The following is a 26,040-nucleotide window of genomic DNA, read 5'->3' as shown; positions in this document are numbered from 1 at the left end:
TCTCCCCGCTTGCGGGGAGAAGGTGGCGGCAGCCGGATGAGGGGCAGCGGCGGCTTACACTCCACCGCCTTTTCCTCCTGCTCGCACTGCTCTTCACCCCCGTCCATGCCTTTGCCGTCAATCCCGACGAGGTGCTCGCCGATCCTGCTCTTGAACAGCGGGCGCGGGCGCTCTCGGCGGAGCTGCGCTGCATGGTCTGCCAGAACCAGTCGATCGACGATTCCAATGCCGAGCTCGCCCGCGACCTGCGCGTCGTGGTGCGTGAGCGGTTGGTGGGTGGCGACAGCGACGAGCAGGTGCTCGACTATGTCGTGTCGCGCTACGGGGAGTTCGTGCTGTTGAAGCCGCGGCTCAGCATCCGGACGATCGGGCTCTGGGGCGCGCCGGCGGCACTCGCGATCATCGGGCTGATCGTGGCTGTGGTCTATACGCGCCGGCGCGCCGTGCAGCCGGTGGCGAAGCTCTCGCCCGAAGAGGAAGCGCGATTGGGCAAGCTGCTGGATCGGGAGTGATCAAGGAAATTCGTAGTCGGAGGCATCGTCGAGCGGCAGTTCTGGTGGCCGCTCGCGACCGTGGGGGATTGTCAGAATGACGATGGCTGCGGCCCCAACCTCGTAGTGGATCAGATAATCTCCAAGGACGAAGCGCCGGATGCCGCTAAGGGGAAGCTCAGTTGCGTCCTGACCCATAATGGGAAACTGCGCGAGCGCTGTCAGGAACTGTTTGAAGTCGTGAAGCAAACGCTCGCCTGCTGCCCGATTTCGTTCTCTCAAGTAGCCGGCCTCGCGCGCGACATACGCTCTGGCACTGGGCGAAACGACGACTTTCACGCCGCGGCACCCTTGATGATGGCGTTCAGTTCGGCGAGCACATCATCGGCGTCCGTCACCTCACCGTCGGCGATCGCCCTGGGTGCCTGCGCGATCTCAAGGATCTCGCGGCCTTCCTGAGCCATATAGGCCTTCAACGCCCGTACCATGACCCAGCTGCGGCTGCGTTCACGGGCGCCGGCCACAGCTTCGATTTCGCCGAGAAGATCAAGTGGCAAGCGAAGTGTGATCGGATCTGACAGATGCTGTTTCGACATCGCTTTTTGCTCCGTTTGTAATACGGATGATAGCTCTGGTCAGAGATGGGGTCAAATCCCGTCCAAGCTTTCGCCAAAGATTACGAAGAATTCATCTGCCGTACAGTTCGCCGTAACGTGACGCCCCCTATATCTCACTTCATCCACCGCTTCCCACCGCCGGGTTGTCCGGCGGCTCCAGTCAGAAGAACAGATGAAGGTAGATCACATGTCCGAGAACAAAGGTCGCTCCCTCAAGACGATCCTCAAGACCTCCACCGCCGCGAGCCTTGCCGCCATGATGCTGGTGACGGCTGCTCCCTTCGCCGCAGTTCCGGCGCTTGCCGCACCGGTCGAAGTGAACGCGCCGCAGGTCCCGAGTTTCGGCGATGTCGTGCAGGCCGTGCTGCCGGCCGTCGTCTCCGTCCGCGTCCAGTCGAATGTTCAGCCGGCATCATCCGACGAAAGCAATTTCTCCTTCAATTTCGGTGGCCGCAGCTTCGAAGATCTGCCGGACGATCACCCGTTGAAGCGCTTCTTCCGTGATTTCGGCGGTCCGGGCATGGAAGGTCCGCGCGACCGTGGTCCGCGCGCCGAGCGTGGCCCGGGACGCCTGCGTCCGACCTCGCAGGGCTCCGGCTTCTTCATCTCCGAAGACGGCTATATCGTTACCAACAACCACGTCATCGATGACGGTGCCGCCTTCACCATCGTGATGAACGACGGCAAGGAATATGACGCCAAGCTCGTCGGCAAGGACAGCCGAACCGATCTTGCGCTGCTCAAGGTCGACGCGCCGGACACCAAGTTCACCTATGTGAAGTTCGCAGACGACGAGAAGGTCCGCGTCGGTGACTGGGTCGTCGCTGTCGGTAACCCCTTCGGCCTCGGCGGCACGGTAACTGCCGGCATCATCTCCGCTCGTGGCCGCAACATTGGCTCCGGCCCCTATGACGACTATCTCCAGATCGACGCAGCGGTGAACCGCGGCAACTCGGGTGGTCCCGGCTTCAACCTGAACGGCGAAGTCGTCGGCATCAACACCGCGATCTTCTCGCCTTCGGGTGGCAATGTCGGCATTGCCTTCGCGATCCCGGCCTCGGTTGCAACCGATGTCATCGCCAAGCTCAAGGAAACCGGGACGGTGTCTCGCGGCTGGCTCGGCGTGCAGATCCAGCCGGTGACCCAGGATATCGCCGACAGCCTCGGCCTGTCTGAGGCAGCCGGTGCCCTTGTTGTTGCCCCGCAGGCGGGCTCGCCGGGTGAAGATGCCGGCATTCAGCAGGGTGACGTGGTGACTGCCGTCAACGGCGATCCGGTTAAGGATCCCCGCGATCTCGCTCGCCGCATTGCCGCCTATGCCCCGGATACCACGGTTGATGTGACGCTGTGGCGCGATGGCAAGGCGACCGAAGTCGAGGTCAAGCTCGGTGAACTGCCGGCGGAACAGTCTGCGAGTGCCGGCACGGAGAATGATGCCGCACCCGCTCCGGAAGCCGAGCAGGAACTGTCGGGCCTCGGCCTTTCCGTTCGCCCTGCTGATGGCGGCAAGGGGCTCGCCATCATCGACGTCGATCCGTCGAGCGACGCCGCCGACAAGGGCCTGAAGGCCGGGGAGACGATTACCTCGGTGAACAACCAGGAAGTCTCGTCCGCTGCTGACGTCCAGAAGGTTCTGGATCAGGCGAAGAAGGACGGCCGGACCCGGGCGCTCTTCCAGGTCGAATCGGATAGCGGCAGCCGCTTCGTGGCGCTCCCGATCGCCCAGGGCTAATCGTGATCTGACAAGGGGCGCCGGCGGTCGAGGACCGGCGGCGCCCCTTGACGTTTCCGGTGGTCGCCGACCGCCAGATGCAAGGAAAGGACGAAGCATGGGGATCGCGGAACAAGGACAGCCGAAGTCCGGCGAAACCGGCTATACGGTGGCGGATGCTGAGGCTAATGTCGCGCGCATGAAGATACTTGTCATCGAAGACGATCTGGAAGCTGCAGCCTACATGACCAAGGCCTTTCGCGAGGCCGGCATCGTCGCCGACCATGCGAGCGACGGCGAAAGCGGGCTCTTCATGGGCACCGAAAACGCCTATGACGTGATGGTGGTCGACCGCATGCTGCCGCGCCGTGATGGCCTTTCCGTCATCAGCGAGCTGCGCAAGCGCGGCATCGATACGCCCGTCCTCATCCTCTCGGCGTTGGGCCAGGTGGATGACCGCGTCACGGGCCTGCGCGCCGGTGGCGACGATTACCTGCCGAAACCCTATGCCTTTTCCGAGCTCCTGGCGCGCGTCGAGGTGCTTGGCCGCCGCAAGGGCAAACCGGAGCAAGACATGGCCTACCGGGTCGGCGATCTCGAGCTCGACCGGCTCTCCCATGAGGTGAAGCGCGCCGGCAAGGAGATCCTGCTGCAGCCGCGTGAATTCCGCCTTCTGGAATACTTGATGAAGAATGCCGGACAGGTGGTGACGCGCACCATGCTGCTCGAAAACGTCTGGGACTATCACTTCGACCCGCAGACCAATGTCATTGACGTGCATGTGTCGCGGCTGCGCTCGAAGATCGAAAAGGATTTCGACCGGCCGCTTCTGAAGACGGTTCGCGGTGCCGGTTACATGATCAAGGACGAAGGCTGACATGCGGCTGAAGTCCCGCATCGGGGTGCTGGCCAAGTCCACGGCCGTCCGGTTGTCTGCGCTCTACATCATTCTCTTTGCGCTCTGCGCCGCCTTCCTCGTCTTTTACGTAACGGGGCTCGCCGAGCGCATCCTCAACAACCAGACCCGCGATGCCCTTCGCCAGGAGGTGACCGAAATCCAGGGCGCCTTCGAGCGCGGCGGCATCAACCAGCTCTTGCGCACCATGGAGAGGCGTGCCCGCCAGCCGGGGGCGAACCTCTATGTGATCGCAAGCCCGAACGGTGAGATCCTCGCCGGCAATGTCGCCTCGCTGCAACCCGGCGTCTTTGACGAGGAGGGCTGGACCAATTTTCCCTTCCGTTACCAGCGTTATACCGACAGCGGCGGGGTGAAACGTCATCTGGCGACGGGCCATGTCTTCGTGCTGGACAATGGCATCCGTGTGCTTGTTGGGCGCGATCTCGGCGAGCCAGGCAAGCTCAGACTTCTCGTACGTCAGGCGCTGATGGTGGCGCTGTTGATCATGGGGATCGGCGCCGTCGTCATCTGGTTCGCCATCGGCCGCAATGCGCTGAAACGCATCGACCGTGTTTCGGAAGCGAGCCAGAAGATCATGGCCGGCGACCTGTCTCAGCGACTGCCCGTATCGGGCTCGGGCGACGAATTCGACCGGTTGTCGTCGTCGCTGAACGGCATGCTGGGGCGCATCGAACAGCTGAACGAGGGGCTGAAACAGGTTTCCGACAACATCGCCCACGACTTGAAGACGCCCTTGACGCGCCTGCGCAACAAGGCGGCCGATGCGCTGAACGAGGATGATGCGAATGCCCGCAGGGCAGCCCTTGAGACGATCATCGGCGAATCCGACCAGCTCATCCGCACCTTCAACGCGCTGCTGATGATTTCGCGCGTCGAAGCCGGATCGATTGCGGCCGAGCTTTCCGACATCGACATCTCTGCGATCGCGGCCGACAGCGCCGAGCTTTACGAGCCGGTGGCGGAAGAGGCCGGCCAGACGATGATCTGCGAGATCTCGCCGGGTCTGTCCGTGCGCGGCAATCGCGAACTGGTGGGACAGGCGATTTCCAACCTGATCGACAATGCCATCAAGTATGGTGGTCAGGGAGAGGCAGGCTCGGAGATCCGGGTACGAGTCTCGCGGGGGACGGATGGTGTCGAGATTTCCGTCTCGGACGAGGGGCCGGGCGTGCCTGCCGACAAACGTGCCGAGGTGGTCAAACGTTTCGTTCGGCTGGACAAGAGCCGGTCGAAGCCGGGGACAGGCCTGGGCCTGTCGCTCGTCGAGGCGATCATGGCCCTCCATGGCGGCCGGCTGCAACTGACGGATACTCGCAGCCATGCCGATTATCCCGGCTTGACCGCGACCATGGTTTTTCCCGGGATGAGGTCGTAACCTTACCCGGTTGGAGATTCGCTAGAAATCTCGACCGGGAGAGGACACGCTGATGGGGAACGGCAGGACGAGCAGATTGTCCGATGTGGCCGACGGAGCAATCCGTCCGTTGAATCAGACAGAGCTCAAGGCGGCCACCGCTTTGCTCAAGGATCTGACGAAACAGGAGCCGGCGCTCGCCGAGCATCTTTCGGCTGAAGGGCCGCTGCGCAGCTTCATCCTTGCGGCTTTCACATTGTCTCCCTACCTGCGCGACGTCGCCAATCTGAAGCCGTCGCTTTTGCTCGATGCGGTCTCGGCACCGATCGAGCCGCAGATTGTCGATGCGATCGAAGAGGCGCGCACGGCCTGGAAGCCGGATGCCGCCGGTGCTGTACCGGGCGAAGGCGAGGTCATGGCGAGGCTGCGGCGCGCCAAGCGCAAGATGGCCTTTCTGACGGCGCTTGCCGATCTTGCCCGTGTCTTCACCGCCCGCGATACCACGGCCTGGCTGAGTGCGGTGGCAGACGCAGCCGTGGCTGCTACCATCGATCATCTGCTGCTTTCGGGCCATGAGGGCGGGAAGCTCACCCTCAAGAACCGGGACAATCCGGCTGAAGGCAGCGGGCTGATCGTGCTCGGCATGGGCAAGCACGGCGCCCGAGAGCTCAACTATTCCTCCGACATCGACCTTGTGATCTTCTACGACCCGGACGTCGGGATCCTTGGGGATCCCGACGATGCCATGGAGACCTATGGTCGGATGATGCGTCGTCTGGTGCGCATCCTGCAGGAGCGCACGGCAGATGGTTATGTCTTCCGCACCGACCTGCGTCTGCGGCCCGATCCGGGCTCGACACCGCTTGCCGTGCCTGTTGAAGCGGCGCTCATCTACTATGAGGGCCGTGGCCAGAACTGGGAGCGTGCCGCCTTCATCAAGGCGCGGCCGGTGGCTGGTGACCTGAAGGCAGGCGAGGGTTTCCTCAGAGAGCTCGTGCCCTTCGTCTTCCGCAAATATCTCGATTATGCAGCAATCGCCGACATCCACTCGATCAAGCGCCAGATCCATGTGCACAAGGGCCACGGCGCGATTGCCGTGAAGGGGCACAACGTCAAGCTCGGCCGCGGCGGCATCCGCGAGATCGAGTTCTTCGCCCAGACGCAGCAGTTGATCGCCGGCGGCCGCATGCCGGATCTGCGCTGCCGCCCGACCGAAGAAGCGTTGAAGGCGCTGGCCTCGGCGCGATGGATCGATGAGCAGACGGCGGAAGAACTGACGGACTGCTACTGGTTCATGCGCGATGTCGAGCACCGTATCCAGATGGTGCATGACGAGCAGACTCATGTCTTGCCCGAGACCGAGGCCGAACTGAAGCGCATTGCCTTCATGCTGGGCTTCATCGACACGACAGCCTTCTCGCGGGCGCTGGAAACAGCGCTGAAGACCGTCGAAAAGCGCTACGCCCGTCTCTTTGAAAAGGAGGAGGGCCTGTCGAGCGCGACCGGCAATCTCGTCTTTACCGGCCAGCAGGATGACCCAGACACGCTGAAGACGTTAAAGGGTCTCGGCTTCGAGAGGCCCGAAGCCATCTCCGGTGTGATCCGCACCTGGCACTACGGTAGATACCGGGCGACGCAATCGGTGGAAGCGCGTGAGCGGCTGACCGAGATGACGCCGGATCTTTTGAAGGCCTTCGGCGAGAGCCGGCGGGCCGACGAGGCACTTCTGCGCTTCGACAATTTCCTCTCAGGGCTCCCCGCCGGCATCCAGCTCTTCTCGCTGCTCGGCAACAATCCCGCCCTTCTCGACCTGATGGTCAACATCATGGCGGCTGCCCCAAGGCTTGCCGAGATCATCGCAGAGCGGCCGCACGTTTTCGACGGCATGCTGGATCCGGGCCTCCTGGTCGAACTTCCCACCCGCGACTATCTCGGCCAGCGGCTGAAGAGTTTCCTCTCCAGCGCGCGCCACTACGAGGAAATCCTCGACCGGCTGCGCATCTTCGCCGCCGAACAGCGGTTCCTGATCGGTATTCGCCTGCTGACCGGCTCGATCGGCGGGGCCCAGGCAGGCCATGCCTTTACCGACCTCGCCGACCTCGTCATCGACGAGGCGCTGAAGGCGGTCATCGCAGAGATGGAGGCGGCGCATGGCAAGATCCCTGGCGGCCGCGTGGCGCTGGCCGGCATGGGCAAGCTCGGCTCCTTCGAGCTGACGGCAGGATCCGACGTCGACCTGATCCTGCTCTACGAGCATGACGACGATGCCTCTGAATCGGATGGTGCAAAGCCGCTTGATCCGGTGCGTTACTTCACCCGGTTGACGCAAAGGCTGATCGCGGCACTCTCGGCGCCGACGGCAGAAGGCGTGCTCTACGAGGTCGACATGCGGCTTCGCCCCTCCGGCAACAAGGGGCCGGTCGCAACGAGGCTTCGCGCCTTTGCCCGTTATCAGCGCGAGGAGGCCTGGACCTGGGAACACATGGCGCTCTCGCGGGCCCGCATGATGTCCGGCGATGCAGGCCTCGTGGCCGAGGCCGAGCGGATCATCGAGGAGGTGCTGGCAGCCCCGCGCGATCGCGCAAAGACCGTCAAGGACGTGCTGGAAATGCGCGCCCTGATCGAACAGGAGAAGCCGGCAAAGGACATATGGGATCTGAAGCTTATTCCCGGCGGCCTGGTTGATATCGAGTTCATCGCGCAGTATCTGGCGCTTCTGGCTCCCTCCAAAGGCCACCGCGTGCGCACCAATGAATTGTCCACTGCGGATGCTCTGAAGGCACTCGGCACGCTGATCGACCCCAACGATCTCGATATCTGCCTCTCGGCGCTCAAGCTCTACACGGACCTGTCGCAGGTCATTCGCCTCTGCATCGACGGCCCCTTCGATCCCGCCAATGTCCCGGCCGGCCTGACCGACCGCGTGGCACGCGCCGCCGAAAGTCCCGATATGAAAACGGCCGAGTCGGAAGTGAAGCGGCTGTCCAAGGCGGTGAGGAAGGTGTTTTCGCGGGTGGTGGCGTAGCGATCACCCTCGTGATCGCAAGGTCTCGCGCAAAGCCGATCCGGCCCTCAAAAGGGCCGGAGACAAGGTCTCGTATTCACAGTGTGCCGGCGTTCACGCGCGCCGCTTCAAGCCTTGGGCGAAGCTCACATCCGGGATGCGCATCGACACGACCGTGCCCTGGCCTTCGCGGGAGCGGATCTTCAGCGAGCCGCCATGCAGCGCGACCAGCGAACGGGAGATGGCAAGGCCGAGACCCGAGCCGCCCTTCGACTTGGCATACTGGCTCTGCACCTGTTCGAAGGGATTGCCGATCTTGCTGAGCGCGCTTTTCGGAATGCCGATGCCGGTATCGGCGATGGAGACGATCACGGCGCCCTGAACCTTGCGGGCCCGAAGAGCGATCTTGCCGCCTTCATCGGTGAACTTGACGGCGTTGGACAGGATGTTGAGCAGGATCTGCTTGATGGCGCGACGGTCGGCGACAAGCGAGAGGCTGGCTTCGATACGCTGTTCGACGGTGATGTTCTTTTCTTCGGCGGGGATCGCGGTCAGCCGCATGCTCTCTTCAATCAGTGGGCAGAGATCAATGGTTTCGCAGCGGATCTTCATCTGTCCCGCCTCGATCTTTGACATGTCGAGGATGTCGTTGATGACGTTCAACAGGTGTTTGCCGCTTTCGTGGATGTCCTTGGCATATTCCTCGTATTTCGGCGAACCGACCGGGCCGAACATGCGGGCGAGCAGGATTTCCGAGAAGCCGAGGATGGCATTGAGCGGCGTCCTGAGCTCGTGGCTCATATTGGCTAGGAATTCCGACTTTGCCTTGTTGGCAGCTTCGGCATTCTGCTTCTCGGCGATATACTTTTCGTTGGCGTCGGAGAGCTCGGTCTTCTGACGCTCGAGGATCTTCTGCGAGGCGGAGAGATCGCCGATCGTGGCCATCAGGCGGCGTTCCTGTTCACGCAGGCGCTCCTGGTGCCGCTTCAGAAGCGTGATGTCTGTGCCGACCGAGACGAGGCCACCGTCACGGGTGCGGCGCTCGTTGATCTGCAGCCAACGCTCGTCGGCGAGCTGTACTTCCGAGGTGCGCGAATTGGTGCCGTCATCGGCGTCGGCGATGCGGCGCTGGATGATTGGCTTGCCGGCGGCCGCGAGCACCAGCGAACGCTCCTTGCCGGGCACCAGCACGTCGTCAGGCAGACCGTAGACCTTCTGGAAATGGCCGTTCCAGGCGACGAGCTTGTCGTTCTTGTCCCAGAGTACGAAGGCTTCCGAGGTGCATTCGATCGCGTCAGCGAGGCGCTGATCGGCTTCGGCGTAACGCTGGGCGAGGCGGTGCTGTTCGGTCACGTCCATCGCAATGCCGATGACATGCAGGTCGCCGGTATTGGAAGAGATGATCTGGGCGCGGGCGCGCATCCAGACATAGTGGCCCTGGGCGTGGCGCATGCGGAAGATCTGGTCGATATGCCGCGAGCTGCCGCGACCGACCGAGCGGGCGAGTGCATAGAGATTGCCATCGTCGGGATGCATCAGGCGGGCGGCATCGGCGAATGCCAGCGGCTGGGTCGATGGCGTGAGGCCGAGCATGTCGTACATCGAGCGCGACCAGACGAGCTTTCGGCTTTCGAGATCGAAGTCCCAGAGGCCGCAGCGACCGCGGGCGAGTGCCGTTTCCACCCGCAGGTTGGATTCGAGGAAGGTATCGTCCGCCTCGCGGGCCCGCTTCACCTGGTAGAAATAGGCATAGAGGATGACGAAGAGGATGACGGTGATGCAGGTGAACAGCGTAACGTTGAGCGACAGCTCGCGGCGCCAGAAGTCTTCGACAGCCTGCAGCGAATGGGCAGCGACGATCATCGCGCCATCGGTGCCGACGGGTGTGAAGATCGCGTGATGGGGCACGCCGTTCAGATCCGTTTCGATTGCGCCGGCGCGGCTGCCGGATTTGCGGATCGTCATCATCTCCGGCAGCAGGCTGACGAGCATCGAGCCGACCTGACCTGCGGCTGCCGGCGACGAGCCGAAGACGCGGCCGGTGGGGTCGACGAGCAGCACGAGGGCACCGTTGGCAAAATGCTCGTGATCCAGGTACGTGGCGAGGCGCTTCTCTGCCTCAGCGCGATTGCGGGTCTCAAATAGCGCCGGCCGCTCGCCGAGCGCGGCATTGACCGTGGCTGCGATCAGGGCCGTCGACTGGCGGGCGGCCGCTGCCATGCGCTGGTGTTCGTTGACGATGCCGATGGTGCGGGCGAGCGCCACGACGGCGAGAAAAGCGAGAATGAGGATCGGGATCGCCCGACGCAAAATGGTCTCGATCCGCATCGAGCGGACGGATACCTCGGCCTGACCCGGAACGGACGAGGACGAGCCGAAAAACCGCCGTCCGAGCCGTGCGAAGAATTCACCCCTGTCCGAAAATTTGATGCGCAGCCGCTCATCGGCTGCGGTGACCCGCCGCGCGTCCAACATCGTCCCTGCCTCTGTCCCTCGTGTGATTCGAGCGCCGCTTGCCCGAATCTGACGCCAAGGAATCATGGCCGATTCGGCTTGTCCAGAGCCGGTGCGTAAAGAAAATATTAACCCATTGCTCCGACTCCGCTTTTTTATCGGCGTCAGTGCAAGAGGCTGAATCTCATGGAAAATTAGCCGGCGTTCGGAGGCCGGAAAACGATCGAGGACGAAAAAAGGCGCCGGTTTGCGCGGCGCCTTTTTTCATCGGATCGGACGGGCGGCTCAGCCCTTCAGGATGCGGTCGACGATGTCGCGCACGTCGGTCGACAGCGTCGCCGAGGCTTCGATGGTCGCAAGCGCCGCGCGCGCCTTGTCGGCTCGGCCGGCTTCCAGCAGCCGCCAGGAACGCAGGGCGGTCAGGAGGCGTGCCGCAAGCTGCGGATTACGAGGATCGATCGCGAGGATCTGCTCGGCAAAGAAGGCATAGGCCGCGCCGTCCGCACGGTTGAAGCCGGTCGCATTGCCGAAGGCGAAGGTGCCGACGAGAGAGCGCACGCGGTTCGGATTGGTCGGCTGGTAATGCGGGCTCGCCATCAAGGCCTTTACCCGGTCGAGGCTCGCCGCACCCGGGATCGTCGCTTGGATGGTGAACCACTTGTCGAGCACGAGCGCGTTCGACGCGAAGCGGGTCTCGAAAGCGGTGAGCGCCTGCTTCGTCTCTTCCGCATCGGGGAAGCGATGGGCGAGGATGGTGAGGGCCTGCGACAGGTCCGTCATGTTGTCCGCCTTGGCAAATGCCTCGGCGGCCAGCGCCGGGGTGTTTTCCGCCAGCGACAGGAAAGAAAGCGCAAGGTTCTTCAGCGCCCGCTTGCCTGCACCTGCGGCATCTGGCGAGAAGGGGCCGGAAGCCGAATGGGTGGCGTGCAGCTTGCGGAAGACATCGGCGCCTGCCGTGGCAATGGCGCTGAGCACGGCCTGGCGGCCGGCATGGATAGCATCCGGGTCGTTGTTGCCGCCCAGTTCACGGGCGATGTCGGCTTCGCTCGGAAGCGAGAGCGCCTGGGCGCGGAAGGCGGGCTCCAGCGCCTCGTCCGCTGCCACTGCAAGCAGGACGTCTACGAAAGCGGGGTCGGCCGCCAGGGTACCACCGTCACGGGCGGTCTTCGCAGCATCGATCAGGGCCGGCAGAGCGAGGTCGGTGATCGCCTGCCAGCGGGCGAAGAGGTCGCTGTCGTGGCGGGCGATATGGCCGCGATCCTCAGCGCTCTGCGAGAAATGCAGGGTGACCGGAGCGGAGAAGCCGCGGTTCAGCGAGACAGCAGGGCGGCTGCCGATGCCGAAGAAGGTGAAGCTCTGGGCGCGCTCGGTCAGATGCAGCACATCGCCGGTGACGTCGCCGCCGGAGATGGAAGAAGCTGAGGCTTCCGAGCCGTTTTCCGAGATCAGCGTAAAGCGGAGCGGAATATGCATCGGCTCCTTGGCGCTCTGGCCAGGAGTTGCCGGGATCATCTGCTCGAGCGACAGCGTGAGCGTCTTGGCACCGGCGTCATAAGACGAGGAAACGGTGATCTGCGGCGTGCCGGCCTGATGATACCAGAGCGAGAACTGTGTGAGGTCGCGGCCGCTCGCATCTTCGAAGCATTTGACGAAGTCTTCGACGGTCGCGGCATCGCCGTCATGACGATCGAAGTAGAGGTCCATGCCCTTTTTGAAGTCGTCACGGCCGAGAATGGTCGCGATCATCCGGGTGACTTCGGAGCCCTTTTCGTAGACGGTCGTCGTGTAGAAGTTGTTGATCTCGCGATACTTGCTGGGCCGCACCGGATGAGCGAGCGGACCTGCATCTTCCGGGAACTGCTCCGAGCGCAGGTGGCGGACTTCGGCGATCCGCTTGACCGAACGCGAGCGCATGTCGGCGGAGAATTCATGGTCGCGATAGACGGTGAGGCCTTCCTTCAGGCAGAGCTGGAACCAGTCGCGGCAGGTGATGCGGTTGCCGGTCCAGTTGTGGAAGTATTCATGCGCGATGATCGCCTCGATATTCGCGTAGTCCTGGTCGGTCGCGGTCTCGGGGTCGGCGAGCACGTATTTGTCGTTGAAGATGTTGAGGCCCTTGTTTTCCATGGCCCCCATGTTGAAGTCTGAGACGGCAACGATCATGAAAATATCCAGATCGTATTCGCGGCCGAAGACCTCTTCGTCCCACTTCATCGAACGCTTCAAGGCATCCATGGCATAGGCCGCACGCGGCTCCTTGCCGTGCTCGACATAGATCTTCAGCGCCACTTCACGGCCAGACATGGTGGTGAACGTGTCTTCAACAATGCCGAGATCGCCGGCAACCAGCGCGAAGAGATAGGACGGCTTCGGATGCGGGTCGAACCAGGCGGCGAAATGCTTGTCCGGGCCGAAGCCGGCGCCGCCGAGGAAATTGCCGTTCGAAAGCAAGAGCGGATTGGCCGCCTTGTCGGCAATGATGTTGATCGTATAGACGGCGAGCACGTCAGGCCGGTCGGGGAAATAGGTGATGCGGCGGAAGCCCTCGGCCTCGCACTGGGTGCAGTATATGCCGTTCGAGCGGTAAAGGCCCATCAACTGGGTATTGGCCTCCGGATTGATCATCGTCACGACGGTGATCTCAAAGGGCGTGGATTCCGGCAGGTCGCGGATGGTGAGGCTCTCGGGCGTCGCCGTGTAGCGCGACGGGTCCATCTCGATCTGGTCGAAAAGAACGCTCGTCATGGTGAGGTCGTCACCGTCGAGCACCAGGGGGGCTGCCGCATCGACACCTTCGCGCCGATGGAAGATCAACCGGGCTTCCACCTTGGTTTCCGTCGGGTCCAGTTCGAAGGTCAGATCAACCCGTTCCAGAACGAAGTCGGTGGGGCGGTAGTCTGCCAGATGAACGATCCGGCCCGTGTCTGTGCGCATAATGTGTCCTGGTCGCTACGGGGTTGGCCACCAAGGCACGGCACGAGCGCTTGGGCTCGCGATCGCCTGGGGTCAAGTTGTCGCGATGATTGCAGCAATTTCTGAATGATTGTTAAAACACGAGTTATTTTTACGATGCTCTTGATCCTGGCGCCGGTTTTCTTGGATTTCACGGCCGAAATCGGGCTTCAAATCCAAGAATAGTCAGGAGAATATCTTCGGCAATACCGGCAGCCAGGTGGGCAGCATCACTTCAATCGCAACCGCTGACGCAAGAGGTCCTCACTGTCCATGCTCTGGATAATGACACCGGACCAGCCGAGGCCGTCATAGTCCTCATAGCCGAGGGTCTTTGCGAAGGCGACGATGGCGCCGCTCTGATCGTAATAGCTGCCTTTGGCGAGTTGTTTGGGATTGTTGAGCGCGAAATGGGTGTAGATCCGCTCCGGACGCGATGAGGCGATCACCATGTTGTTGCCGTCGAGCAGCAGGACCTCGGTCTTTTCGGCGACCTGCGGCGCCAGGTTCGCCTCTTTCTCGACGATGGCCTGGCCCTGGGCCTTCCAGTCGAAATAGACGCCGAGCGTGCCGAGAAGCGCGCCATCGCTGCGGCCGCCTTCCCGGATCCCGGTGGCGTAGACGAGAACGTCGCGATTATCGTGCACCAGGCTGCGCTTGACGGTGTCGACGATATAGTCGTCACCGCTCTGGCAGGTGCGAGCTGCCCGAAACCAGGCTTCGTTGGAGAGATCCTGGTCCTTGAGGCTGCGATGATGCCGGGGATTGGCCGAGGCGATGACCTTGCCGGCGGCATCGGTCATGACGAGATCGAGATAGACCGTGTAGAACCGATTGATGACGCCGAGCCGCGCGGCTGCATGCTGGGCTCGCTCGGGCGAGGGCTGTTCGAGGGCTTCCCAGAGCGCGCTGTCGGTCGCCCACCAGCGCACGTCCGCCGTCCGCTCGAAGAGATTGCGGACGATGAACTGCACGAGCGTCTGGGCAAGGTCGATCAGTCTCACGCCTTCCATCTGGTCGACGAGATCATCCGCCATGGTCCGGCTTTGCCGGATACGTCCAAGCACGTTCTCCTGGAAGCGCTCTGCGGTTTCTCCGGCACCCTGCGCCAGACGCTGAACCTCGTTGGCGACGACGGCGAAACCTTTGCCGGCCTCACCGGCACGCGCCGCCTCGATCAGCGCATTGATGGCGAGAAGGCGGATCTGCCGCACGATTTGGGCGTTGTCGGCGCTGAATTGCTCGAGATCGGTGCCGATACTCTCGGTGACGAGGCGCATGGACCGGGGCGTGGCGCGGATCTCTGAAATGGAATTGGTCTGATATTCGGCCTGCGGCATGGCGCCAAACCCCGTTTTGAAAAAGCGAGCAGCAAAGACGGCAAGGTGCCGCAATAATATGACTTACTGACAGGAAAGATAATTTCCTCGTTTGAACGGTCGGTTAACGATGGATGGCCAAAAACCCGGTGTTTCCGGGCCATTTCTGGGTTCAGCCTGCCGATATCTGCACTTGCACTGCACTTGCGCGGAGCGGACGGGCATGCATGCTAGACGGAAGCCCGAGTCCACGGCGTCGTCGTCGCCGGCTCAAAATCCCTATGCGATTGCGCATAGCCTGCCCGCAAGAATCTGATCGCCATGGCCTTCGCCGATCCCAATCCTCTCCGCGGCATCGTGCTGAAAGTCTGCTCGGTGACCGTCTTCGTCGCTATGCAGACCTGCATCAAACTCGCAGGCAGCGGCATTCCGCCGGGCCAGATCAGCTTTCACCGGTCGGCTTTCGCCATTGTGCCGATCCTCGTCTATCTCGCCTGGCGCGGCGAGTTGCGTCAGGCGTTCCAGACAGACAACCCGGTCGGCCATGTGAAGCGCGGTTTGCTCGGCGTTTGTGCGATGGGGGCAGGCTTCTATGGGCTCGTCCATCTGCCGCTGCCGGATGCGATCGCCATTGGCTATGCGATGCCGCTGATTGCCGTCGTCTTTGCAGCCATCTTCCTGAAGGAGACCGTCCGGCTTTATCGCTGGACGGCGGTCGTGATCGGGCTTGTCGGTGTCCTGATCATTTCCCTGCCGAAGCTTACGCTGTTCGGCGAAGAAGGGCTGGGCTCAGACGTGGCGGTCGGCGCCGTGGCCGTGCTGGTTTCAGCCGTCCTCGGGGCAGGGGCCATGCTGCAGGTCCGCCAGCTGGTGCGCGAGGAAAAGACCTCGACCATCGTCCTCTTCTTTTCGCTGACCGCAGCCCTTCTCTCGGCGATTACCTGGTTCTTCGGCTGGGCCGACCTTTCCTGGCATGGGCTCGGGCTCCTTGCCCTTGCCGGCTTCTTCGGCGGGCTGGGTCAGATCTTCCTGACCGAAAGCTATCGCTTTGCCGATGTCTCGACGATCGCACCCTTCGAATACTGCTCGATCATCCTCGGCTCGATTGCCGCCTATATGCTGTTTTCGGAAGTCCCGACGATGACCACCTTGATCGGCGCGACCATCGTCGTTGCGGCCGGCATCTTCATCATCTACCGCGAACACCAGCTTGGCCTGGAACGGCGGGCCGCCCGCAAGGCATCCACCCCGCAAGGGTGAGCTTAGCGCCCGGACTCGATCCCGAGCTCTAGCTGCTCCTCCAAATCAGGCTCAGGCAGCGGAGAGGCGTTGTCTGCGCCCTGCATCGGCAGGATCGTCGCCTGGAAATCGGTCTTGTCTTCCGGTGTCACGTCATCAGGGCGTCTGGTGATGCGGTAGGCCGCGTAGCCGGCATAAAGCGCAAAGGCCGTTCCGAGGAAGCCGATAAGCGCGGTCGGCCCCAACCATTGCATCAGCGTGCCCGCCATGATCGGACCGGTGACTGTACCCATGCCGTAGAGGATCATGATGGCGCTCGACAGCGTCACATATTCATGCGGCTCGGCGAGGTCGTTGGCATGGGCGACGTTGAGCGAATAGACCGGATAGAGCACGGTGCCGACGAAGAAGCCGGCGATATAGAGCGCGGTTGGGTCATCCGCGCCGAAAGCGATCATCATCCCGCAGGCGCCGACGCCGAACAGTCCGGATGCAATCATCACGAAGCGCCGATCCATGCGGTCCGATATGCGTCCGATCGGCACCTGCGAGATAGCGCCACCGGCCAGGAAGGCAGCCAGCAGCGTCGCCCCTTGCGCCGTGGTCATGCCGATCGTCTGGGAATAGACGCCGCCGAGACTGCCCCAGGTTCCCGATAGCGCCCCGGAAAGCAGCGAGCCGAAGAATGCAATCGGCGACCGGCGATAGAGCCGCCTCAGATCGAAGCGCGCCTCGGCAATCGGGCTTGGCGACTTGGCCGTCGACAGGGCGACAGGAAAGAGTGCCAGCGAGAAGATCAGCGCGCAGATGATGAAAAGGTTCGGTCCGTTCACGTCGCCGAGCGGCACGATGTATTGGCCGCCGATCGAGCCCACGAGGCAGGTCACCATGTAGACGGAAAACAGGGCGCCGCGATTGTCGTTCGTCACCCGCTCATTGAGCCAGCTTTCGATCAGGAGATAGGCGCCAGCAATGGCAAAGCCGGAAAGACCGCGGAAGATCATCCAGGCCCACCATTCGACAACGAGCGCGCAAAGCAGGATGGAAACGGTCAGGAGCGTGATCAGAGCACCGAAGACCCGCACATGCCCGACGCGGCGCACGAAGATCGGCGTGACGATGCACGACATCGTAAAGCCGAAGGTATAGCCGGTGGCGATGACGGAGATGATGAAGGTCGACCATCCCTCGTTGAGCGAGCGGATCGGCAGCATGTAGCCCATCAGTCCGAAGCCCGCCATCATCAGCAGCGTCGACAGCATCAGGGTGGCGATGGAGGCGAGACTGGACAGCATTTGGCCTCCGTGGGGCGCAATTGGGAACGAGAATAGTGCCAGTAGAGCCGGGCAAGTGAAATGTCGAATACGACGCAAGTCGGCGCAATCGTGAACGCCATATCATTCTTCCCTCGCGCTTTGGCAATAAGGGATTGAAACGTCGTCAGGAATTCGTTTACCTTCACACTAACAGCGTCAGAGAGGCGTCGGACCCAGTGTCCACGTCCGCCAAAGGGATCGAATGGGGACGACCGCGGCGAACAGAGGAATGGACCGGCACGCATTGCGATGCCTGACTGCGTCGATCTCCTTTGCAGCCTGGAAGTACGGATCGCGGAGGCCGTCATGACGCTCTCCTCCAGCGATATTGTTGGTCATCCTCAATTCGCCACCGCATTGGGTGCCTATGCCGGCAAGTTGCGCGGCCAGTTCGACCAGAGCCCTCGGCTTTCACGCATGCTGGCATCGCACCAGCGCTGGCTGCTCAGCCAGGCAGCTTTTGCGCTGCAGCTTGAATATGATCCAACACAGCCGGGAAGCGGACTGACGACGACCAATCTCCGCGAAATCATCACCTCGAACAATTCTGCGAGCCGCAATACGGTCCTGAATTTCCTCGACCAGTTGTTGAGCTACAAGTTCGTCCGCATCGTCGGCGATCCGAACCGTCGGCCGAAGCGCTACGAGGCGACGGAATTGCCGACCCGCGCGATGTATCAATGGCTCGTGACAAATCTGGAGCTCCTCGATTACCTCGATGGCGGCGACCGGGCCGAGACCCTTGCGGCTGAGCCGGATCTCTTCCGTCTCATCCAGCCGCAGATCGCCCGCCATGCCTGTCTCAATCCGAGTTGGCTGGAGCCTCCGCCGCGCGTGGCGCTCTTCCTGTGGACCGAGGCGGGTGGTCTCGTCATGGATGAACTGGTTCGCCGGGCGATGGAGCATTCACCGGGTAGCGACGGGTACGATATCGGTCGGATCGATGCCCGTGTCATGGCCGAGCACTTCATGATCTCCCGCACGCATCTGCAGCGGCTTTTCCGCCGCGCTGTGGAGACGGGCTGCCTCTATTGGCCCGATGGCGATCGTAACCACTGCATCCTCAACCGCGACTTCCTCGAGGAGTATTGTGGCTGGCAGGCGATCAAATTCTCGATTGTTGACTTTGCCTATGAGCGGATCTGCGGGCCTGTTCGCCTGGGAAAGCCTGATCCCCGCCTCGGGGCGGTCGGCGGCTTGTAAACTCGGTTCCAATCTGTAGACGCGAAAAGGCCCGCGCAAGGCGGGCCCGACGAAACCGTGTTCGTTCAGACGGGATCAGAAGCCGAGCGGCTGCAAGGCACGCTCGACGCCACGATCCTGGGCCTGCTGGCGCTTGCGGGCGGCGGTGGACAACTCTTCCGAAGCGCTGACGGCATGGCCGATGTGATGCATGGCCTGGCGCAGGCTGCGGACGGGGTGGAACGAGATGTTCATGGTCTTATCCTCTGCTCTAAATGCATATCGATGTTTGTAGGTATATCTGTTCATGGATGAACCGATGCCGCAATGCACAATGCGGAAGCCCTGATATGCGTTCCCAGCAAATCGACGGTTTTTGGCCGGTGAGGTCGTCGAACGTCAGGTGCGGAATTCGGAAAAGACACTGGCGGGGCGCGCTATGCGACCGGCATGGCCGGTGAAGCGCGCGCTCAGCTGTTCTGCGGAAACTGCGGCGCTGCTTCGGTTGTAGGGGCTTGCGCTGCGGCCGTGTTCGCTGGCGAGACGCAAGGTCTCGAACTTGCAGTGAATGGGGCGGGTGCGAAGGCTCACGATGGTCTTCCTTTAAAAGTGTCCCTCCCACTTTCAGACTTATATATCGCAGTGCAGCATAGATTCGGCAACGAACAAGGCTGCGATCCTGCCCTGCATCAAACGCATGGCTGTCTTCATAATTTGTTCATGCTGATGATAATTTAGCCGTTTTGGACAGGATTCACGCGTTCGGAGAAGGCGAGCAGATCCATCCAGGCAAGTGCCTTGCTGGCTGGGGCGGCGAGCAACTCCTGCGGATGCAGCGTCGCCATGGCCTGGACGGTATGGCCGCCGGCGCCGATATCACGCCACTTGCCACGCAGAGCGTGGATCGTCCCGGTTTCACCGAAGAAGAAGCGGGCGGCATAATTGCCGAGCACAAGGACCAGGCGAGGTTCAGCAAGCGCGATCTGGCGTTCGATGAAGGGTCGGCAAATGGCAGTTTCCGGGCCGGAGGGCATACGGTCGCCAGGCGGCCGCCAGGGGATGATGGTGGTGATGGTGGCGCTTTCGCGGCTCTGGCCGATGGCCGAAAGCATGCGGTCGAGGAGAAGGCCTGCGCGCCCTGAAAAGGCCTGACCCTCGCGGTCGTCATCCGCGTTCGGCATGGGGCCGATCACCATGATGCCGGCCGTGCCGGTACCTTCGGCCGTGATGGTCGACCGTGCCGAGGTTTTCAGATTGCAGCTGGTGAAGGCTTCGATGGCAGTTTTCAATTCGGCAAGCGAACGTGCGCTTTCGGCCGCAAAGCGCGCCTCGGCAATGGCATTCTCATCCGGGATCGCCGGCAGCGCCGAGCCTTGGGCGGGTTGCGCCCGCGCCGGCTGGCGTTCGGAGGGGGGAGTTACGCTGCGTCCCGGCAGGCTGCGCGCCTGGGCGTTGGTGGCTTGTGTATCCGCTGCCGGGCGTGCCACCTGCCGCGCCGCCTTTTCGGCTGCAAAAGCCGCGATGCGGTCGATCGGATCGTCTTCCACCAGCCACTCGACACCGGCCTCTGCATGAAATGCGAGAAGCGCGGCGAGCTCTGCGGAGGACATGTCGCGGGCCTGGATCATGAGGCTGTTCTAGTGCCTTTGGCCGCTGGAAGGCAAATGGAAAGCGTAGGACAAACTTTGGCGACCAGCCCTCATCCTGAGGCGGGAGCGTATGCGACCCTTGAAGGACGAGGGCGGGTGGTTTTCTGTATGGCTTTGATCCTTCGAGGCCTGCTTCGCAGGCATCCTCAGGATGAGGGGAGCCCCCCGGCATGCGCTGGCCGTGGGAGTTAGTCGGCCCGGTTCACGCCACCCACTGTTCGATATCGTCCCGCTCGCCGATCAAAGCCAAGCCATGGGCAATCGACACCAGTTCGCCGCCGGTCTCGATGCGGCTTGCGTCGAAGCGGCGGTGGAAGATGTCACGCACTGCGGGCACGAAGGATGTGCCGCCGGTGAGGAATATCTTGTCGATCGTGCCGGCCTCGGTGTTGCTCTTGGCCAACACCTCGTCGAGCGCCTCTTCCATGCGGACGAGGTCGTCGGCAATCCAGCTTTCGAAATCGCGGCGGGTCACGCGCTTCTCGCCGGCCTTGCCGAGCGGCGCGAAGCGGAAATCGGCTTCCTCCGCCGAAGACAGGGCCATCTTTGTGGCCGAGACCGCCTGATAGAGCGGGTAACCTTCGTCGTGATCGATCAGATCGATGAACAGTTCGAGCTTCTCCGGCTCTTCCGCCTGGCGCACCAGCGACTTGAGGTCGGTGAATTCCTTCAAGGTCTTGAAGACCGAAAGCTGGTTCCAGCGCGAAAAGGCGAGATAGTAGTTGCTTGGGACGTCGAGCAGCTTGCCGAAGCTCTTGAACTGGCTGCCCTTGCCGATTTCCGGCGCCACCAGCTGGTCGATGATGCGCGCATCGAACTGGTCGCCGGCAATGCCGACACCGGACTGGCCAATCGGCGTGGCGCTGAGCTTGCCGGCTTCGGTCGAGAAGCGGATCAGCGAGAAGTCGGTCGTACCGCCGCCGAAGTCGGCGACGAGAACCGTCGCGTCACGCTTGAGCGTGCGGGCAAAGTAGAAGGCGGCGGCCACCGGCTCATAGACATAGTGGATCTCGGGAAAACCGAGCCGCGTCAGCGCTTCGTTGTAGCGGGTGACGGCAAGCGCCGGATCGGGACTGGCGCCGGCGAAATGGACGGGACGACCGGCGACGAGACGCTTGGCCTCGCCCGGCCAGCCATCGCCCGCATAGGCCTGCAGGCGCTTCAGGAACACCTCCATCAGGTCTTCGAACTGGAAGCGCCTTGCATGCACCAGCGTCCCCTGGAAGAGGGCGGAAGCAGCAAAGGTCTTGATCGACTGCAGGAAACGACAGTCGCCGGGATTGTCGATGAAGGCACGGATTGCGGCCTGGCCCGCCTCGACCTTCAGCGCGCCAGCGCCGAGTTGTCGATCCTTGAGGAAGGAGAGCGCGGTGCGCATGCTGTCGGATGTGCCGGCCGGCGAGGTGTAGGCGACCGAATGTGTCGCGTCGCTGCTTTCCGCGACGGCGATCACGGTATTGGTCGTGCCGAAATCGAGCCCAAGCGCTTCAGCCATGGCCATCGCTCCCTTTATCTATGCCTGATTGTGTGTGAGACCCGGCGAGCCGGTCGTGCTCGGCGATGCCGAGACATGAAAGAGGGCGCCTGATGCCACAGGGGGGCGGCGAGGGCAAGCGACCTTTTTGTGACGGCTGCAATCGGAGCGCAGGTGGGCGCGCAGACACGAACTATTGCATCGACGGTCCCTGCGAAGCGGGCGCCTCTAGCCGTTGTTGGCGCCTGGGTCTATGGTCGGCTTCACCCTGGAGATCGACAGATGTCACCCATGCGCATCGCCCTGCATTGCTTTGCTGCTCTCGCAATTCTGATGGGCTTCGTGTGGATCGGGCAGGGCTCGGGTCACTTTCCCTATCCGGCGTCGAGCTTCATGATCGATCAGAGCCCCTGGATCATATATGGTATTCTCTTGGCGATTGCGGGTGTGGCAGGGCTTGCCTGGCTGAGGCGGCGTTGAGGCGAGGCCGGTCGAGCTCAGACTTCATGATAGAGACGGGCAGCGTACTGCGCCATCTCTGGCGCTTCTTGCTCTTCGTTGAAGCCCTCAAGCTTTGTCAGGAAGTGGTCGATTATCCGGCCATAGCTGGCGTTGCGAGAGCGCGGGACACGCGCGCGCTCTTCGACGGTCGGTTCGGGTTCGGTCACGAGTGCTGCCGGGTCGAGTGCCAGCAGCATCCGGTCTTCATGTCCGGCATCGGTCATCACGGGAACTCTCATCTCCCAGGTTTCTCACGTTTGAGTAAACCCAAGAGCTTTCCAAGCCGTTCAGTCGATTGTTCTCATTTTAGCTAATGCGAATTTGACGCCGATGGCGGGCCGCTCAGATCGATTTCGCCGCCCCGCCGTCAACGCGCAGCATGGTGCCGGTGATGTAGCTTGCAGGGCTAGAGCAGAGGAACGCCGCAGCGGCCGCGAACTCCTCGACACGGCCGAGCCGCTGGGCGGGGATCGACTTGACCGATGCCGCGCGTACTTCGTCCAGCGACTTGCCGTGCTTCTTGGCGTTTGCGCCATCGAGCTCGTCGATACGGTCCGTGTGAATGCGGCCGGGCAGGATCATGTTCGCGGTAACGCCATAGGAGGCAAGCTCCGCCGACAGCGTCTTGTTCCAGCCGACGAGCGCACCGCGCAGCGTGTTGGAGAGGGCGAGGTTCGGGATCGGCTCGAAGACGCCGGAGGAGGCGACGGTGACGATACGGCCAAAGCCCTGAGTCTTCATCAAGGGCACCAGCGCATTGGTGAGCGTGATGACGCGGACCACCATGGACTGGAAAAAGTTGTAGAGCTTCTCGGCATCCATGTCCTCGACGGTGCCGGGCGTCGGGCCGCCGGTATTGTTGACGAGGATGTCGATGCCGCCGAGCGTGTGATGGACCGCGTGCAGCATCTGGTCGACGAAATGCGCATCGGCGAGGTCGGCGACCACATAGTCCGCCTTGCCCCCAGATGCCCTGATGGCCTCGACATTGGCCTTGAGCTTGTCTTCCGTGCGTCCGCAGATGAGGACATGGCACCCCTCCGCCGCAAGCGCCTTTGCGATGCCGAGGCCAAGGCCGCGCGAGGCGGCGAGCACGAGGGCGCGTTTGCCGGAAATGCCGAGATCCATGGGTGTATCCTTCCCTGTGATGCGATATGCTTTGCGGCAGTCTATCGGTGCCGGACCGCGATCGAAACCCCTGCGATCTGCGGATCAACCGGTTTCAGAACGGCACCTTGCCCGGATTGAACAGGTTGTGCGGGTCGAGCACGGACTTGATCTGGCGCGCAAGCGCCTGTTTCACCGGATCGACGTGGGTCAGATAGGCGGCACGCTTTTCGAGGCCAACACCGTGTTCTGCGGAGAAGCTGCCGCCCGAGGCACGGATGCCATCATAGACCGCCGCCTCGACGGCCGCCTTCAGCTCAGAGGGCAGGGGCCCGGCAGCCGCAATTGCGATATGCAGGTTGCCGTCGGCGATATGCCCGTAGACATAGGCCTCCAAGCCATCGCCGATCGCGTCAAGACGATTAGTCAGTCCGGCGACATAGTCGTCCAGGGCGGAGGGCGGCATCGAAACGTCGAAGGACGGGGCATTGGGAAATGCGGCGAAGTAGAAGCCGGAATCCTCACGCATTTCCCAGAAGCGGCGTGCCTGATCGGAGGACTGGGCGATGATCCCGCCCTGAAGCTCGGTCTCCTCCCAGATCTCGGCGAGTTCTGCCTCGAGAAGCGCTGTTGCGGCCTCTGCCGTCTCGCCGGAGACTTCCAGCAGCAGCACCGGCGTATTGTTCTCCAGCCAGGACAGGTCGAAGCGCTTCAGCGCGGCGTGATCGCGCACATAACGCGGCCACATCATCTCGGCGGCTTCCAACTGGAGCGCCGGATGGCGCCGCAGCCGCGCGGCAACCCGCAACCCGCGGCTCGCATCGGGTACGCCGAGGAGCGCCACGGCACGATGCGGGCGGATTGTCTCGACTTTCAGCACGAGCCGCGTGACGAAACCGAAGGCACCCTCGCTGCCGATCAGCAACTGCTTCAGATCCGGCCCCGCCGAGACCTTCACCACCCGCGTCAGGTCCGAGAAGATCTCGCCCGAGGGAAGAACGGCTTCAAGGCCCAGGATTTGATGGCGCATCACGCCGTTGCGGAAGGCAAGGATGCCGCCGGCATTGGTGGCAGCCATTCCTCCGATCGTCGCCGATCCACGCGAGCCGAGGTCGATGCCTGTGGTCAGCCCATGCGGGTCCAGTGCCGTCCGCAGGGCCTCCAGGGTGACGCCTGCCTCCACTTCGACCGTTTCCTCGTCCGCATGAATTGCCAGCACCCGGTTAAGCCGGGCGCTGGACAGAATGATGTCACCCGCATGGGAAACGCCGCCGCCGACGAGCCCGCTGACCCCACCTTGCGGCACGATGGCAACGCGGTTTGCCCTGCACCAGGATACCAGCGCCGCGACCGCCTCCGTCGATGCCGGCTGCGCCATCACGCCGGCATTCAGGTTCGCTTGGTCTTCTCCGGGATGGCGACCAGCAAGCGCCTCGGGACCAAGGATCCGGAGGTCCGGATGCAGGCCGTCAAGTGCCGAGGTGAGGTCGAGGGGCGAGAAGGTCGAATGCGAAGACATGGTGCAACCTGAACTGTTCGCGGCTTCTTCGCCTGAAAATCCGGTCGCCGCAAGGCGCCGAGCCACCAATCAAGACCTCTCTAACCGCTCAAAGCTCCGCTGGAAATCCGGGTGCCCGCAGATCGGTGCCGGTTGCATCTTCGAGAAGTTTCACGACCTGCGACGACCATGCGTCGCCGCCATAGGTCGAGCGGGCGCGGATGAAGGTCTGCAGTGCATGGGAGGCAAGGTCGAGGGGTACGCCGAAGTCGCGGCCGAAGCCCAGCGCAAAGCCCAGATCCTTGACGGCGAGATCCATGGTGAAGTTGATGTTGTAGCTGCCGTTCAGGATCACCTGGCCCTCGGTCTCATGCACGAAACTGTTGCCCGAGGAGGCCTTGATGATGTTGAAGGCATCCGTCAGGTCGATGCCCCCCTTCTTCGCCAGCATCAGTGCCTCGCCGGTTGCGATCAGGTGGATGAAGGCGAGCATGTTGGTGATGACCTTGATCACGGCAGCCTTGCCGAGCGGGCCTGCTCGAAAAATCTGCTTTCCCATCGCCTGGAAGGCCGGCCGGTGCAGATCGTAGAGGTCGGCATCTCCGCCGATGATGACGGTGATTTCGCCTGAGGCTGCCAGATGCACGCCTCCGGTAACGGGCGCTTCAAGCATGCGCACGCCAGCATCGGCCGCGATCTTGCCGAGACGCAGGACTTCCTGTTCGTCGAGCGTGCTCATTTCGATCCAGGTGGCACCCGGCTTCAGGCCTTTCAGAATGCCGCGCTCGCCGGTCAGAACGCGTTCGCTGACCTTGGGCGAGGGCAGACACGTGATCACGGCATCTGCGACTTCAGCCACAGCTTGAGGGTTTGCGGCAAACTTGGCGCCGGCAGCCACCAGCTCCTTGGCATTGTCGGGATCGAGATCATTGACCACGACGGTGAAGCCAGCCCGGACCAGGCTGCCGGCGAGATGGCGGCCAAGATGGCCGAGCCCGATGAAACCATATGTGAATGCCATGTTGTCTGCCCCCTGCTGGCGTTTTGTCGCCAGACTGAGACAAAGCGGGGAAGGTTTCAAAGACAGATTTTGGCCTGCGACAGGATTTGACGCAGGCGGAACACGGCGCCGCACTTTTCGTTGGGAAAGCGAGAAGAAAGGTCCGGCGAGCGGTGACTACAGCCAACGCAGCGAAATCGTCGCATTGACCCTTACGTTCACGTAAGATATTCTCGCGCTTCACATCGCCCTG

At 62.5% G+C, this 26,040-nt stretch carries 22 protein-coding genes; 8 read left to right on the top strand and 14 right to left on the bottom strand.

The features are described 5' to 3' along the window. The first annotated feature begins 77 nt into the window (after nt 1-77). Nucleotides 78-512 (top strand): cytochrome c-type biogenesis protein, encoded by a 435-nt coding sequence (locus tag BSY240_RS06730; RefSeq protein WP_054149655.1) that lies wholly within the window; start codon nt 78-80, stop codon nt 510-512. Here BSY240_RS06730 and BSY240_RS06725 read toward each other — a convergent pair whose 3' ends face one another. Together BSY240_RS06725 and BSY240_RS06720 are read right to left on the bottom strand one after the other, a co-directional pair. Next, nucleotides 513-830, bottom strand: a complete 318-nt coding sequence (locus tag BSY240_RS06725; protein WP_069041790.1) for a type II toxin-antitoxin system RelE/ParE family toxin — start codon at nt 828-830, stop codon at nt 513-515. Then, nucleotides 827-1,087 (bottom strand): CopG family ribbon-helix-helix protein, encoded by a 261-nt coding sequence (locus BSY240_RS06720; protein ID WP_069041789.1) that lies wholly within the window; start codon nt 1,085-1,087, stop codon nt 827-829. Before BSY240_RS06720 ends, BSY240_RS06725 begins: the two co-directional genes overlap by 4 nt. Nucleotides 1,088-1,295: 208 nt before the next feature. On the opposite strand from BSY240_RS06720, the gene BSY240_RS06715 reads away from it, so the two are divergent. The 4 genes from BSY240_RS06715 (at nt 1,296) to BSY240_RS06700 (ending at nt 8,117) form a co-directional block, all read left to right on the top strand. Further along, nucleotides 1,296-2,840 (top strand): Do family serine endopeptidase, encoded by a 1,545-nt coding sequence (locus BSY240_RS06715; protein ID WP_236759320.1) that lies wholly within the window; start codon nt 1,296-1,298, stop codon nt 2,838-2,840. 97 nt (nt 2,841-2,937) lie between these two features. After that, on the top strand, nt 2,938-3,696 hold the full coding sequence (locus BSY240_RS06710) for a response regulator transcription factor (RefSeq protein WP_150127417.1): 759 nt from the start codon (nt 2,938-2,940) through the stop codon (nt 3,694-3,696). A gap of 1 nt (nt 3,697) precedes the next feature. Next, nucleotides 3,698-5,113 (top strand): sensor histidine kinase, encoded by a 1,416-nt coding sequence (locus BSY240_RS06705; RefSeq protein WP_069041787.1) that lies wholly within the window; start codon nt 3,698-3,700, stop codon nt 5,111-5,113. Between the two features lie 52 nt (nt 5,114-5,165). Then, nucleotides 5,166-8,117: a bifunctional [glutamine synthetase] adenylyltransferase/[glutamine synthetase]-adenylyl-L-tyrosine phosphorylase gene (locus BSY240_RS06700; protein WP_069041786.1), complete on the top strand. Its 2,952-nt coding sequence runs from the start codon at nt 5,166-5,168 to the stop codon at nt 8,115-8,117. 93 nt (nt 8,118-8,210) lie between these two features. Here BSY240_RS06700 and BSY240_RS06695 read toward each other — a convergent pair whose 3' ends face one another. The 3 genes from BSY240_RS06695 to BSY240_RS06685 form a co-directional block, all read right to left on the bottom strand. Then, on the bottom strand, nt 8,211-10,571 hold the full coding sequence (locus BSY240_RS06695; protein ID WP_069041785.1) for a PAS domain-containing sensor histidine kinase: 2,361 nt from the start codon (nt 10,569-10,571) through the stop codon (nt 8,211-8,213). Nucleotides 10,572-10,835: 264 nt separating this feature from the next. Beyond that, nucleotides 10,836-13,484, bottom strand: coding sequence for an aminopeptidase N (gene pepN / locus BSY240_RS06690; protein ID WP_069041784.1), 2,649 nt, complete (start codon nt 13,482-13,484; stop codon nt 10,836-10,838). A gap of 248 nt (nt 13,485-13,732) precedes the next feature. After that, nucleotides 13,733-14,842 (bottom strand): methyl-accepting chemotaxis protein, encoded by a 1,110-nt coding sequence (locus BSY240_RS06685; RefSeq protein ID WP_069043865.1) that lies wholly within the window; start codon nt 14,840-14,842, stop codon nt 13,733-13,735. 300 nt (nt 14,843-15,142) lie between these two features. Between BSY240_RS06685 and BSY240_RS06680 the strand changes: the two genes are divergently transcribed. After that, on the top strand, nt 15,143-16,081 hold the full coding sequence (locus BSY240_RS06680; protein ID WP_054149633.1) for a DMT family transporter: 939 nt from the start codon (nt 15,143-15,145) through the stop codon (nt 16,079-16,081). A gap of 2 nt (nt 16,082-16,083) precedes the next feature. Here the strand turns inward: BSY240_RS06680 and BSY240_RS06675 are convergent, their stop codons facing one another. Beyond that, on the bottom strand, nt 16,084-17,355 hold the full coding sequence (locus BSY240_RS06675) for an MFS transporter (RefSeq protein ID WP_069041783.1): 1,272 nt from the start codon (nt 17,353-17,355) through the stop codon (nt 16,084-16,086). 327 nt (nt 17,356-17,682) lie between these two features. Between BSY240_RS06675 and BSY240_RS06670 the strand changes: the two genes are divergently transcribed. Continuing rightward, nucleotides 17,683-18,579: a hypothetical protein gene (locus BSY240_RS06670; RefSeq protein ID WP_054149652.1), complete on the top strand. Its 897-nt coding sequence runs from the start codon at nt 17,683-17,685 to the stop codon at nt 18,577-18,579. Between the two features lie 75 nt (nt 18,580-18,654). On the opposite strand, the gene BSY240_RS24100 is transcribed toward BSY240_RS06670, so the two are convergent. The 4 genes from BSY240_RS24100 to BSY240_RS06655 form a co-directional block, all read right to left on the bottom strand. Further along, complete coding sequence (locus BSY240_RS24100) at nt 18,655-18,813, bottom strand: hypothetical protein (protein WP_153761840.1); 159 nt, start codon at nt 18,811-18,813, stop codon at nt 18,655-18,657. A gap of 144 nt (nt 18,814-18,957) precedes the next feature. Beyond that, a complete protein-coding gene (locus BSY240_RS06665; RefSeq protein WP_054149631.1) occupies nt 18,958-19,149 on the bottom strand; it encodes a hypothetical protein in 192 nt (63 codons plus the stop codon). Nucleotides 19,150-19,292: 143 nt separating this feature from the next. Further along, nucleotides 19,293-20,186 (bottom strand): uracil-DNA glycosylase, encoded by an 894-nt coding sequence (locus tag BSY240_RS06660; protein ID WP_069041782.1) that lies wholly within the window; start codon nt 20,184-20,186, stop codon nt 19,293-19,295. A 223-nt stretch (nt 20,187-20,409) separates the two neighbouring features. Further along, entirely contained in the window at nt 20,410-21,702 is a 1,293-nt protein-coding gene (locus BSY240_RS06655) for an Hsp70 family protein (protein ID WP_054149629.1), read from the bottom strand. 270 nt (nt 21,703-21,972) lie between these two features. Here BSY240_RS06655 and BSY240_RS06650 point away from each other — a divergent pair, with 270 nt between their 5' ends. Further along, a complete protein-coding gene (locus BSY240_RS06650; RefSeq protein WP_069043864.1) occupies nt 21,973-22,161 on the top strand; it encodes a hypothetical protein in 189 nt (62 codons plus the stop codon). A gap of 17 nt (nt 22,162-22,178) precedes the next feature. Here the strand turns inward: BSY240_RS06650 and BSY240_RS06645 are convergent, their stop codons facing one another. The 4 genes from BSY240_RS06645 to BSY240_RS06630 all read right to left on the bottom strand — a co-directional run bounded on the left by BSY240_RS06645 (nt 22,179) and on the right by BSY240_RS06630 (nt 25,808). After that, entirely contained in the window at nt 22,179-22,421 is a 243-nt protein-coding gene (locus BSY240_RS06645) for a hypothetical protein (RefSeq protein ID WP_150127416.1), read from the bottom strand. Nucleotides 22,422-22,524: 103 nt separating this feature from the next. Beyond that, the gene (locus BSY240_RS06640; protein WP_069041781.1) at nt 22,525-23,310 is read right to left on the bottom strand and encodes an SDR family oxidoreductase; all 786 of its coding nucleotides are present in this window, start codon (nt 23,308-23,310) and stop codon (nt 22,525-22,527) included. A 94-nt stretch (nt 23,311-23,404) separates the two neighbouring features. After that, nucleotides 23,405-24,808, bottom strand: a complete 1,404-nt coding sequence (locus BSY240_RS06635; RefSeq protein WP_069041780.1) for an FAD-binding oxidoreductase — start codon at nt 24,806-24,808, stop codon at nt 23,405-23,407. A gap of 88 nt (nt 24,809-24,896) precedes the next feature. Next, nucleotides 24,897-25,808, bottom strand: coding sequence for an NAD(P)-dependent oxidoreductase (locus tag BSY240_RS06630; RefSeq protein WP_069041779.1), 912 nt, complete (start codon nt 25,806-25,808; stop codon nt 24,897-24,899). Nucleotides 25,809-26,040: the final 232 nt, after the last annotated feature.

The sequence above is a fragment of the Agrobacterium sp. RAC06 genome (assembly GCF_001713475.1).
In the GTDB taxonomy this organism is placed as follows: domain Bacteria; phylum Pseudomonadota; class Alphaproteobacteria; order Rhizobiales; family Rhizobiaceae; genus Allorhizobium.
The sequence above is the reverse complement of the archived record's forward strand: the minus strand, read 5'-3'. Positions and strand labels throughout refer to the sequence as shown.